Here is a 12,012-nt window from a genome sequence, read left to right as displayed (position 1 = left end):
GCCGTGCTAGGCGGAGGCCATGTCTGGGCGATTAAAAATCGCTAAAGGAGGAGGAGCGGGCCATAGGTGGGGTAATGGCGGCTGGGGCAATGGCGGCCTGTGGTGCTTGGTGGTCGAGCTTGAAGTTGGTCACTAAATGGCGGAGCTGGGTGCTCAGCTGCGCGAGTTGCTGGGTCGCGTGGTTACTCTGCTGTACCAACCCTGCGTTTTGCTGCGTCATTTGGTCCATCTGTGTCACGGCCTGATTGACCTGCTCGATACCGCTGCTTTGTTCGATGGTGGCTGCCGAGATGTCCTGCACCAGCGTGCTGAGCTGCTGAATGTCAGCCACTACACCGTTGATCATTTCACCCGTGTTTTTAACTTGGCGGCTGCCTTCGACCACCTGAGCATCCGCGTTTTCGATCAAACCTTTGATCTCCTGGGCAGCAGACGCCGAGCGGCTAGCCAACTGGCGAACCTCGTTGGCCACCACCGCAAAACCACGCCCCTGCTCCCCCGCGCGGGCTGCTTCTACAGAAGCGTTAAGTGCCAGAATGTTGGTCTGGAACGCGATGGCATCAATGGTATTGACGATACTGCTCATCTGCGTGGCGCTGTTGTTGATGTTCTCCATGGTATGAATCACCGACGCCATGGCGTCGCTGCCACGTTGAGCACTTTCCGCCGTTTTGGTGGCGAGGGTACGAGCATGGTCAGCATGGTCGGCGTTCTGCTTTACCGTTGCCGTTAGCTGCTCCATGCTGGAGGCGGTCTCCGCCAGGGATGCAGCTTGCTCTTCGGTACGGGTGGAAAGCTCTTCGTTGACGCCAACGATTTGCTCCACGCCGTGATTCACCTGATCCGCGCCGTGGTGAATGTCACTGATGGTGCCCGCCAGCGTTTCGCGCATGCGGTTGATGTCATACAGCAAGCTATGCTGATCGTTAGCGGAGAGGGTGGCCGCTTGAGTAAGATCCCCATCGGCGATGTGACGTACCACCGTGGCGGCATAGCGTGGATCACCGCCCAGTCGGCGGGCAACGTCACGAATGACCCAGCCCATCAGGAGGGTGACCGGTACACCGATCACCAAGAGGATGAAGGCGGAACGAATCAACCGGGCAATGAAGGCGGCATTGATATCGTCGACATACACGCCAGCCGCCAGCGACCAGCCCCACTCTGGCAGGTAGGCAACATAGCTCACTTTAGGCACTTGGTCGTCACCGCTAATACGCCGTGAGTAGTAGTCCACGTGGCCACCACCGGCTTGGGCAACGTCCAAAAAGGCTGAATAGAGTCGCATACCGCTGGCGTCTTGATAGGCACTCATATCCTCGCCTCTGGGGCGGTTAGGGTGCGAAACGATCGCTAAATCGTCATCGAAAGCAAAGACGTACTCCCCCTCACCAAAACGAACGCTGGCGATGCTGTCGATGGCTCGCTGCTGCGCTTCTTCTTCGGTCAGTTCGCCGCTCTCGGCGCGTGCCTGTAGCGCTTCTAACTGTCCATGGATGCTGCTCACGATATGCTGAATACTGTCGCGTCGTTCACTTTCGATGGTTTGGCGGTTTTCCCACGCTAACCACCCCACCAGCAGTAGCATCGCCACCCAAATGATGCCCAGCGTGCCCCAAAGTTTCTGTGTCGTTGTCAAACGGTTCATGGTGTCCCTATAAAAAATTCCAAGCAGTAAGTAAGCCCTCACTGTTATCGGCCATTATCGTTCATACCTTAGTCGAGTGAATCGAAAAGTAGGGATGGAAAGTACTATTAATTCTTTAATGATATAAATATATAACTTTATTTGCGCTACACTCAGGGCACGTACTCAACGATAGTTATCCATCAATGGGAGGCTCTCGATGCAACGCCCCATCGTGACCCACTTTTTCGACGAACCTACCAATACATTCAGCTACGTGGTGCAAGATCCCGACAGTGCTGCGTGCGCCATCATCGACTCCGTACTGGACTTCGATTACGCCGCTGGCCGCACCGACGTTCGCTCGGCGGAGCAGATCATCGCCTTTGTGCGCCGCCAGGGGTTGACGGTGGAATGGATCTTAGAAACGCACGTACACGCCGATCATCTGTCGGCGGCCCCCTATCTACACTTGGCGCTAGGCGGCAAGACCGGTATTGGTGCCCATATCGTCGATGTGCAGGAAATATTCGGTAAGGCTTTCAATGCAGGCTCGGAGTTTGCCCGAGACGGCAGCCAGTTCGATGCGCTCTTCAAAGAGGGCGATGTCTTCGCCATTGGTGGGCTCGAAGGGCGGGTGCTGCACACGCCGGGCCACACGCCCGCCTGTCTGACCTACGTGATAGGCGACGCCGCGTTTGTGGGGGATACCTTGTTCATGCCGGACTACGGTACCGCGCGCTGCGATTTCCCCGGCGGCGACGCACGCACGCTCTATCAATCCATTCAGAAAGTGCTGGCGCTACCCGAAAAAACGCGGCTGTTTTTATGCCACGACTATCAAGCACCTGGACGTGAGCACTATCAACATGAGACGAGCGTGGCCGAGCAGCGCCGAGCGAACGTCCATGTGCATGACGGCATTACCGAAGAGGAGTTCGTCAAGATGCGTACCGAGAGGGATGCCACGTTAGGTATGCCGCGCCTGATCATTCCTTCGGTGCAGATCAATATGCGGGCGGGGGAAATGCCCCCAGCAGAAGATGACGGGCAAGTGTATTTAAAAGTGCCGATCAACCGGTTTTGATGTTGGAAAGTAGAAGGCGAGATCATCAGTCATGAATGAAACAGCCAATGGGTTGGCAAGTTTGCAAGGGTTGATGGGAGGCGTGTTGATAGGCCTCTCAGCGGTATGGCTAATGGGGGCGCTGGGCCGTATTGCCGGTATTAGCGGCATCATTGGAGGGCTGATGACCCAGCGCCCGAGAGGAGACAGCGCGTGGCGCATGGCGTTCTTGGCTGGGCTAGTCAGCGGCCCGTTGCTGGTGATGGCGGCCGGGGGCGGGCTGGGTAACGTGGCAGGCGTCCCCGGTGCGGTGATCGGTGAACCCGCAGGCGGCGTGCCGCTCATGCTGTTGGCAGGCCTGCTGGTAGGGGTAGGCACGGGACTTGGCAGTGGCTGTACCAGCGGTCACGGCGTATGTGGCTTGGCGCGTTTGGCACCTCGGTCGATGGCGGCCACCGTCACCTTCCTGGTCGCGGCCATCGCGACGGTCTATGTGGTTCGCCATGTCATGGGAGGTGGAGCATGAGGGTTCCAGCGGTCAAAACAGCGGCGGGATATCTCGCTGGCCTGCTGTTCGGTGTAGGACTCGCGATCTCCGGGATGACCGACCCCGCGCGCGTGCTCGGCTTTTTGGATGTGGCTGGTGCCTGGGATCCGACGTTGATGTTCGTACTGGGTGGCGCCGTCGGCACCACGTTCGTGGGCTATCGCGTGGTCTTCGCTCGCGGCACGCCGCTGTTTGGCACCCACTTCCAACTGCCGAGCAAGCAAGAGCTGGATGCCAAATTGTTAGGCGGCGCGGCGCTGTTTGGCGTGGGCTGGGGGCTATCGGGTTACTGCCCTGGTCCTGCGATCGCCTCCATCGGCGGAGCAACGTTGCCGCTGCTCGCGCTGTTGGCGGCCATGGTGTTGGGCTGGTTCATTGCTCAGCGGCTGTCCCGCTAGCCAAATGGGCAGCAATACCAGCCGCATCGACGCTCTCATGGCGCTTCGCTACCCATCATTTCGATGAAGCGCTCGTCGCTGGGTAGGCCTTGAATACGGTCTATGCGGACCGTGCCGCTGTCGGTTTCGCGTTGAAACGCACTGGTGGGAGTGGCGTAGAGGCCGAGCTGTTCGAAGAGTTGATTGTTGTCGTAGACCTGCTCTTCGATGTCTCGTGGCTGTGCGCTGGGGGAGAGTTCATCGCCCTCACTATGGCGATGTAGCGCGGCGGATGGGTCCTCGGCGCCCAGTATCGTGGCGGCGAGTGCCGGGCTATTGGGGGCTAGAATACCCACCATGATATGGCGCAGCTGGACCTTGCCAGCCTCTACCCATGGGCGGGTTTGTTGCCATAGTTGGCGGCAATAAGGGCAGTTGGCGTCAGTAAAGGTGTAGATGACGCGTGGCGCATCCGGGTTGCCATCCTGGATCCAGTGGCTCTCTTCGAGCAGCGCCCACGTGTCGGCTTCTAGCGGCGCTCGTACGTGCTCATCGAGCTGGGCCTCAGTCAGGTCGGTGCCTTCACCGTCGACCAGCGTGCCAATGATCGCATGCTCTCCATCGGGGGTGAGATAAATCGCCATGTCCTGCCCTTGCACGCTGGCCCCAAAGCCGCGCATTCCGCCCGGTGCATCGAACTGACCATGAATCGTCAAACCCTGGTTGGCGAGCGCCTGAATGGGCGCGGGCAGCTCGTCAGCGAAGCTGACAACGGCAGTGCTAGCTGTCGCGGCCAGCAGGCTGACACGACCGAGACTTTTTAATGAAACCCATGACATCGCATAATCCTTTTAGTAAAACGGCGTGGGGCACTCGCGCCTCCTTGCCTCGTGACATGATCGTCACACAGTATCGCAGCGGATGATTATGTAAGAGTGACGATCATGGATGCCTGAGTCGTTATGTCGCAAGCGTCAAGCGTCAGCCACCAGCCAGCACACGGCATAGGGTGGCAGCGTCGCGTCATGGTGAGTACTCGCACTGCCGATCGGCTGCCAGTCATGCTGAGTAAGCGTTTGATGGAGGGCATCCCCTGCGTGAGTGAGATCGACCTTACCATCGGTCACGTTATAGAGCGCGAGTAGGCGTCGACCGTTAGGCAGGGGGCCACGCTCGAGGGCGAGCAGCTCAGGGGGAGTGTCGATCACGCGCTGCGGGGCGTTGGGGTGGAAACAAGGCTCTTGGCGACGCTGTGTTAGCAGCCGATGCAGGGCGTGAAAAACGTCATGAGTCGGGGTGGCGGGGCTTTCTAATAACAAGGCAAGCTCATCGAGCTGCCAGCGTCGGCGGTTGATCGAGCGCAGGCGGCCGCTACGTTCCACACCTTCCACATCGTTCAGCGTGCCGGTGAGCGTGTGGATATAGAGCGCAGGGATCCCTTGCAAGCTGAGCATGATCGCTTGGCTGCAGAGAAAGCGTGCAATTTGCCACGGGTCCGGGCCACGGCGGGTGCCGCGCATCGCCTCGAACCATGTGATATTGATCTCGTAGGGCGTGTCGCTGCCGTCAGGATTGCTGCGCATGCTGACAAATCCACCAAAGCGGTGCATCAATTCCAGCAGCGCGTCACGCTCGTGGTCGGGGAGCAGGCCTTCAAGAGGCCGTACACCTATACCGTCGTGGCTTGCGGTAAAGTTCAAGTAGGTACACTGCGGCGGCAGTACCGGGAGGCTGTTCAACCACGTTTGTAGCGTCGTCGCTTCCCCGCGGGTCAGGGTATGCAGTAAAAGCGGGGGCAGGGCGAACTGATACACCATGTGGGCTTCGTCGGGAGTGCCCTGCGTCAACCGCTCCAAGCCGAAGTAGCTAATGTTTTCGGCGTGTGGCACGTTGGTTTCGGTAATTAACAGCGTGCCGGGCGCCACCTCATCCACGATAGCGCGCAGTAAGCGCACGACGGTATGGGTCTCTGGCAGATGGATGCACGGGGTGCCGAGCCGTTTCCATAGAAAGGCCACTGCATCCAGGCGAATGATGCGTACGCCTTGCTGCAGGTAGAACAGCAAAATGCCCACGAACTCGAGCAGCACGTCCGGGTTTTCGAAGTTGAGATCGATTTGATCTTCCGAAAAGGTAGCCCATACGTGGCGGGTGCCGCGACGCGTCGAGATCGGCACCAATAACGGGCTGCTGCGCGGGCGGGTGACCTGGGAAACGTCCGTGTCAGGATCCACCTCAATGAAATAGTCGCGCCCGGGTAGGCTACCGGTGAGATAGTCGACGAACCAGAGCGACTCTCGGGAGACATGGTTGAGTACCAAGTCAGCCATCAAGTCGTAGTGGCTGGCTAGGGTTTGGACGTCCGACCACGCGCCCAGCTCACTATTGACCTCACGATAATGAATCACCGAAAAGCCGTCGTCGCTGCTCCAAGGGAAAAAGGGCAGCACGTGAACCCCACTGACGGTGTCTCCCAGATAACGTTGCAAAAACGTATCCAGCACGGCTAGCGGTGGCGTTCCCTCATCGACGATCGAGTCGCCGTAACAGATGACCCACTGATCCTTTTCGCTCCACATTGGTGCATCGACAGATTGACCGTTAACGGTCGGTGCAGCGTTTGCTCCCTCGCGAAAATGCGCGACGTGTTGACCTATTCGCCGCTGCACTTCCCCTGCGCGCGGGCCGTATAGCTGGGTGAGGTAGTGGTGAACGGTCTTTTCGAAAGCGGTCATAGCGGGCGTCCTTTCAATCATCCTTCGACAAACGCTGCAGCTTGTGTGCCAAATCGTTACAATACGTTGAGATAGGGGCTGTATAACACCGCCATACGATAGCTCGGCGGGTCGGCTACCGCCGACAGCTGGCGATAAAACAGTTTACAAAATAGCGAAGGGCTCGTAGAGCACGCACCGTGACGCTGCGTCCCTTCGTTCAGGCTGACACGCTGCACGTACTGGTTTTAGTGCGTACTGATAATAGGTTGACTGCCATGCATTGCCCTTTTTGTGGTGCAAACGATACGAGAGTGACGGATTCCAGGCTGGTGGCAGAGGGTGACCAGGTGCGCCGACGCCGCCAGTGCGCCAGCTGCCATGAGCGTTTTACGACGTACGAGACCGCTGAGTTGATCATGCCGCGGGTGGTGAAGTCCGACGGTTCTCGCGAGAGTTTCGATGAAGCAAAGCTACGTGCGGGGATGCTCCGCGCACTGGAAAAACGCCCGGTCAGTGCCGAAGCGATCGAAGCCTCGGTAGAGCGCATTCGTCAAACGTTGCGCGCACGTGGTGACCGTGAGGTGAACGCCCGGGAGGTGGGCGAGGCGGTGATGAAAGCGTTACGTAGCCTCGACCAAGTGGCCTACATTCGTTTTGCCTCTGTATACCGCAAGTTTCAGGACCTGGATGAGTTTCGTGCTGAAATCGATCGGCTCTCCCAAGAGCCCTCCGATGAGCCGGCCGGGCAGGGATCACCGAACGGAGCGTCATGATGGGTGAGTTCTCCACTGCCGATCATCGCTACATGGCCCGCGCGATTCAGCTGGCCAAGCGGGGGCTTTACACCACCGACCCTAACCCAAGAGTGGGGTGCGTGATCGTGCGCTTCGATAGCGATGGAGACGCTCGCATCGTGGGGGAGGGGTATCACGTGCGGGCTGGGGAACCTCATGCCGAAATTCATGCGCTTCAAGCGGCAGGCAACGCTGCACAGGGCGCGACGGCGTACGTCACGTTAGAGCCGTGTTCTCACACGGGGCGCACGGGCCCTTGTGCCGTGGCCCTGACCAAGGCGGGTGTCCGTCGCGTGGTGATCGCGATGCAAGACCCCAACCCCCAGGTCAGCGGTGGCGGTATCGCACACTTGGCCTCCGCCGGTATCGACGTGCAGGTAGGTTTGCTGGAAGCCGACGCCCGGGCGCTCAATCCCGGCTTCATCTCGCGCATGGTGCGCCGCCGTCCCTTTGTGCGGCTGAAGATGGCCATGAGCTTGGATGGTCGGACCGCGATGGGCTCAGGTGAGTCGCAATGGATTACCGGGCCCCAGGCGCGCACGCAGGTGCAGCGCCTGCGGGCGCGGTCGAGCGCCATCCTGAGCGGCGTAGAGTCGCTCATCATGGATGACTCCCGGTTGACGCTGCGGGCCGACCAATTAGCCTTGGGCAACGCCGACGACATCACCCAGCGCCAACCCCTGCGAGTGATTCTTGATTCTCGCCTGCGTCTTCCTCTGGCGGCAGCGTGTCTGCGCGAGCCCGGGCGCACGCTGATCATCACCACTGACCAGCACAGCGAAGAGAAACGGCACCGGTTGGCGCAGGCCGGGGCCGAGATTCACGTGCTGCCTGCCGAAGGCGGGCGCATTGCACTGGCTGACATGCTGCGCTGGCTGGCAGATAATGAGCAGGTGAACGAACTCTTAGTAGAAACGGGAGCGACGCTTGCGGGCGCGCTGCTGGAAGCCGGCCTGGTCGATGAAATGCAGCTTTTCGTCGCGCCGACATTGCTGGGCGGCGAGGCAAGACCGCTGTTTTCCCTGCCGGGAATGACCCAGATGGCCGATCAAAAGCGCTTGACGATCCTCGAGTCGCGAACCGTGGGAAACGACTGGTGGATCATAGCCGCCCCGCACGCTGACTAGCGCAAGCCGTCATTGCAAGGTACCCTGACGCCCGAATTCGCATACGATGCGAGCCTAATTTTTGGAGATTCCATGGCGCACTCCTCTTCAGAGGGTTTATCCCCCATCGCTGAGCTGGTAGACGACATTCGCCAGGGCAAAATGGTGATTCTCATGGACGATGAGGATCGCGAGAACGAAGGCGATATCATCATGGCCGCCGAAATGGTGAAGCCAGAGCATATCAATTTCATGGCGCGCTATGCCTGCGGCCTGATCTGCATGCCGATGACCCGTGAGCGCTGCGAGCAGCTCAATCTGCCGCTCATGGTGCGCGATAACGGCTCCGGCTTTGGCACCAAATTCACGCTCTCGATCGAGGCGACCGAAGGGGTCACCACCGGCATTTCAGCCGCCGACCGCGCCCGTACGGTGCAAGCCGCCGTTGCGCCGAATGCCAAACCGACGGATATCGTTCAGCCAGGGCATATTTTTCCGCTGATGGCCGAACCCGGTGGCGTGCTGCGTCGCGCAGGCCATACCGAAGCCGCTTGCGATTTAGCCGCGCTGGCCGGATTAGATCCCAGCGGCGTCATTTGTGAGATCATGAACGATGACGGCAGTATGGCCCGCCGCCCTGAGTTAGAGGCCTTTGCCAAAGCACACGATATCAAGATGGGCACCATCGCCGACTTGATTCACTACCGGATCGTCAACGAACAAACGGTAGATCACGTAGAAACGACGCAAGTGACCACCGTCCATGGTGAGCTGGCGCTGCATGTGTTCCGTGATCGTATTCAGGGCGCTCACCACCTCGCGCTCGTGAACGGGCAGCCCACACCCGAGCAGGCCACTACCGTGCGCGTGCATTTGGCCGATACCCTGCGCGATGTGATGGGGCTGATGAAGGGCGATCAATGCCGTTGGGATGCTCACCGCGCCATCGAACAGATTGCCCAGGCGCCTGCCGGGGTGTTCGTACTGATCGATGACGGGCGGCCACATCAAGATTTGAAGGATCAGCTAGATATCTATCTGGATCGCGTGCGTCAGCCGCGCACCAGCGACTCTGATGGCTCTGGCAATTATTTAACGATTGGTACGGGTTCGCAAATTCTACGCCATCTCGGCGTGGGTAAAATGCGCCTACTCAGCTCGCCGTGGAAGTTCTCAGCGCTCTCTGGGTTCGACCTAGAAGTGGTCGAGCGGCTGGGGCCCAATGACACGGCCGACGAGCCAACTTTTCAGCAGGAATAAATCGATGCAATCCCTTTCGCAAATTGAAGGTACCTTCGTAGACGTCGATGGGCGCTACGTGATCGTGGTGGGTCGTTTTAATCACCACGTCGTGGATAGCTTGGTAGAAGGTGCCGTCGACAGTCTGACGCGCCACGGTGTGGACATGGAAAACATCCACATCGTTCACGTCCCCGGTGCATGGGAGCTGCCCCTAGCCGTCAAGCGCGTGCTCAACGTGATGAAGCCCGATGCGGTGATTGCGCTTGGCGCCGTCATTCGCGGCGGCACACCGCACTTCGAGTACGTGGCGGGGGGCTGCAACACGGCCATCAATCATCTTCAGTTGGAGTTCGATACGCCAGTAGCCAACGGTGTGCTGACCGTCGAGTCCATCGAGCAGGCCATCGAGCGTGCCGGCACCAAGGCGGGTAACAAAGGCACTGAGGCGGCCATGGCGGCGATGGAAATGGTCTCTCTACTGCGTGCCCTGCCGGTGGGAGATTCGCAATGAGTGAGCGTCGTGAGCGCAAGCCCTCAGCCGCACAGCAGGGGCGTCACGCCGCCAGGGAGTTAGCGGTACAAGGGCTTTATCAATGGCAGATGACCGGTAAATCGATTACCAGCATCGAAGCGGAATTTCGCAGTCAGGTGGCCGACGACGATCTCGAAGATCACGAGAACTGGGTCAAGGTCATGGAAATCGCCGACAAAGCGCTGTTCCATGAGCTTTTACACAACACGGTGCGCTTCAAAACCGAGCTGGACCGCGAAATCGCCCCGTTGTTGGATCGCCGCCTGGAAGATTTGGACGCGGTAGAGCTGGCCATTCTTCGCTTGGGAGCGTACGAGCTCTCCCGGCGAATGGAAGTGCCTTACCGCGTAGTGATTAACGAAGGCGTTGAGCTGGCAAAATCATTTGGCGCCACCGACGGCCATAAATACGTGAATGGCATTCTCGATAAGCTAGCCAACCGCTTACGAAGTGCCGAAGTCAGCGCCCGCCGCTTGTAAGCGGAGGGGGCTGATCAAGCGTTTAAGGGGCCTTTGTGCTTGCCGAATTCGATCTGATTCGACGTTTCTTTATGTCGCCGCAGGAGGCGCAAGCGACGAATGGCGTTGCCCTAGGATGCGGCGATGACGCCACCCTATTGATGCCTCAGGCCGGCCAAGAGCTGGCAGTGAGCGTTGACACGTCAGTGGTGAACGTACACTTCCCTCACGATGCGCCGGCTCAGGCAGTCGGTCACCGGGCGTTGGCGGTGGCCCTCAGCGATTTGGCGGCCATGGGAGCCGTCTCGCGCTGGTGCTTGATGGCACTGACGCTCGACCAGCGCGCCTTCGAGGATGACGCTCATGCGGAACAGTGGCTGTCCCGCTACGCGAGGGGGTTCCATGCGCTTTGCCAGCAGCATGCCACGGTGCTGGCGGGCGGCGATGTCACGTCCGGTGAGTTGAGTATCGGCGTTACGGTCATGGGCGAAGTGCCTGCAGGATCAGCAATGACCCGGTCAGGCGCCCGTCCAGGCGATGTCGTGGCGGTAACCGGGGCGCTAGGCGGCGGCGCGGGCGGGCTAGCGCTGTGGCAACGCGGTGAGCGAGACCTTGCGCATCCGTTGCTTCAGCGCTACCTCATGCCACAGCCAAGGCTCGACGCCGGCATCGCTCTGCGCGGAGTGGCGACGGCGGCGATGGACATCTCCGACGGCTTGTTGGCGGATTTGACCCACCTGCGAGAGGCGTCTCACGTGGGGGTCGACCTGGCCCCCGAGTCGCTACCGCTGGCCGAGGGACTGGTCGAGTGCCTCGGCCACGAGCAAGCCCTGACGGCAGCGCTCTCCGGAGGAGACGATTACGAACTCTTGGTCACGCTACCGCCCGATCAAGTCACTAAGGCGGTTGCTAAACTGGCCGAGAGCGGCCTGTCTCTGAGGGTGATTGGTCGCTGCACGGAGACGTTGGGCGTGACGGGCGTGCCTGACGGCAGAGCGACGGGCTGGCAGCACTTCCGAGGGGGTGCATCATGAACCGTGCACCAGCGAGCGTTTGGCGACGCCCCACTCACTTTTTTGCCTTCGGTTTGGGCAGCGGGACGGTGCCTTGGGCGCCGGGCACGTTTGGCACGTTGGCGGCCATTCCCTTCTACTGGATGATGGCCGACCTTTCCCTCGGTTGGTACTTGGGGATCGTGCTGGCCGCATTTATCGTTGGGGTTTGGCTATGTGACAAAACCTCCCACGATCTGGGTGTGCACGATCATTCGGGGATCGTCTGGGATGAGTTCGTTGGCTATTGGATTACCATGGCCGCCGTGCCATTCTCCTGGGAAGCGGCGCTGTGGGGGTTCGTGGTGTTCCGCATTTTCGATGTCTTTAAACCGTGGCCCATTCGCTGGGCTGACCGCCGAGTGGCCGGTGGGTTTGGCATCATGATCGACGATGTCATGGCAGGGATTTACGCCTGGAGTACCATGCACCTGTGGTTTTGGCTGCATTGATCGACGGGTGGCGTGGAATCAGGTCTCGTTGAGGGGCCGTTC

General features: G+C 59.7%; 13 protein-coding genes. 10 read left to right on the top strand and 3 right to left on the bottom strand.

Annotated elements, in window-relative coordinates; genetic code table 11:
• Positions 1 to 31 precede the first annotated feature (31 nt).
• Positions 32 to 1,648: a methyl-accepting chemotaxis protein gene (locus GYM47_RS11765; protein WP_153842736.1), complete on the bottom strand. Its 1,617-nt coding sequence runs from the start codon at positions 1,646 to 1,648 to the stop codon at positions 32 to 34.
• 199 nt (positions 1,649 to 1,847) lie between these two features.
• Here GYM47_RS11765 and GYM47_RS11760 point away from each other — a divergent pair, with 199 nt between their 5' ends.
• From GYM47_RS11760 to GYM47_RS11750, 3 genes are read left to right on the top strand one after another with little or no spacing between them, the layout of a single operon-like run.
• Positions 1,848 to 2,714 carry an MBL fold metallo-hydrolase gene (locus GYM47_RS11760; protein WP_153842737.1) on the top strand — a complete coding sequence of 289 codons (867 nt, stop codon included), beginning with the start codon at positions 1,848 to 1,850 and terminating at the stop codon, positions 2,712 to 2,714.
• Between the two features lie 31 nt (positions 2,715 to 2,745).
• On the top strand, positions 2,746 to 3,219 hold the full coding sequence (locus GYM47_RS11755) for a YeeE/YedE family protein (protein ID WP_139526970.1): 474 nt from the start codon (positions 2,746 to 2,748) through the stop codon (positions 3,217 to 3,219).
• Positions 3,216 to 3,638 carry a DUF6691 family protein gene (locus GYM47_RS11750; protein ID WP_139526971.1) on the top strand — a complete coding sequence of 141 codons (423 nt, stop codon included), beginning with the start codon at positions 3,216 to 3,218 and terminating at the stop codon, positions 3,636 to 3,638. Before GYM47_RS11755 ends, GYM47_RS11750 begins: the two co-directional genes overlap by 4 nt.
• A gap of 35 nt (positions 3,639 to 3,673) precedes the next feature.
• On the opposite strand, the gene dsbG is transcribed toward GYM47_RS11750, so the two are convergent.
• Positions 3,674 to 4,456 carry a thiol:disulfide interchange protein DsbG gene (gene dsbG / locus GYM47_RS11745; protein WP_139526972.1) on the bottom strand — a complete coding sequence of 261 codons (783 nt, stop codon included), beginning with the start codon at positions 4,454 to 4,456 and terminating at the stop codon, positions 3,674 to 3,676.
• A 135-nt stretch (positions 4,457 to 4,591) separates the two neighbouring features.
• Entirely contained in the window at positions 4,592 to 6,352 is a 1,761-nt protein-coding gene (locus tag GYM47_RS11740; protein WP_153842738.1) for a sugar phosphorylase, read from the bottom strand.
• Between the two features lie 257 nt (positions 6,353 to 6,609).
• On the opposite strand from GYM47_RS11740, the gene nrdR reads away from it, so the two are divergent.
• From nrdR to GYM47_RS11705, 7 genes are all read left to right on the top strand, one after another.
• Complete coding sequence (nrdR, locus tag GYM47_RS11735; protein ID WP_139526974.1) at positions 6,610 to 7,107, top strand: transcriptional regulator NrdR; 498 nt, start codon at positions 6,610 to 6,612, stop codon at positions 7,105 to 7,107.
• Positions 7,107 to 8,255, top strand: a complete 1,149-nt coding sequence (gene ribD / locus GYM47_RS11730; RefSeq protein WP_139527244.1) for a bifunctional diaminohydroxyphosphoribosylaminopyrimidine deaminase/5-amino-6-(5-phosphoribosylamino)uracil reductase RibD — start codon at positions 7,107 to 7,109, stop codon at positions 8,253 to 8,255. Before nrdR ends, ribD begins: the two co-directional genes overlap by 1 nt.
• A gap of 72 nt (positions 8,256 to 8,327) precedes the next feature.
• Positions 8,328 to 9,494, top strand: a complete 1,167-nt coding sequence (ribBA, locus tag GYM47_RS11725) for a bifunctional 3,4-dihydroxy-2-butanone-4-phosphate synthase/GTP cyclohydrolase II (protein ID WP_139526975.1) — start codon at positions 8,328 to 8,330, stop codon at positions 9,492 to 9,494.
• A 4-nt stretch (positions 9,495 to 9,498) separates the two neighbouring features.
• On the top strand, positions 9,499 to 9,987 hold the full coding sequence (gene ribH / locus GYM47_RS11720) for a 6,7-dimethyl-8-ribityllumazine synthase (protein ID WP_139526976.1): 489 nt from the start codon (positions 9,499 to 9,501) through the stop codon (positions 9,985 to 9,987).
• Positions 9,984 to 10,487: a transcription antitermination factor NusB gene (gene nusB, locus GYM47_RS11715; RefSeq protein ID WP_139526977.1), complete on the top strand. Its 504-nt coding sequence runs from the start codon at positions 9,984 to 9,986 to the stop codon at positions 10,485 to 10,487. Before ribH ends, nusB begins: the two co-directional genes overlap by 4 nt.
• A gap of 35 nt (positions 10,488 to 10,522) precedes the next feature.
• Entirely contained in the window at positions 10,523 to 11,500 is a 978-nt protein-coding gene (gene thiL, locus GYM47_RS11710; RefSeq protein ID WP_153842739.1) for a thiamine-phosphate kinase, read from the top strand.
• Positions 11,497 to 11,970: a phosphatidylglycerophosphatase A family protein gene (locus tag GYM47_RS11705; RefSeq protein ID WP_139526979.1), complete on the top strand. Its 474-nt coding sequence runs from the start codon at positions 11,497 to 11,499 to the stop codon at positions 11,968 to 11,970. Before thiL ends, GYM47_RS11705 begins: the two co-directional genes overlap by 4 nt.
• Positions 11,971 to 12,012 lie beyond the last annotated feature (42 nt).

Source organism: Vreelandella piezotolerans, from assembly GCF_012427705.1.
GTDB lineage: Bacteria > Pseudomonadota > Gammaproteobacteria > Pseudomonadales > Halomonadaceae > Vreelandella > Vreelandella piezotolerans.
This window is presented reverse-complemented; position numbering and strand designations above follow the sequence as displayed.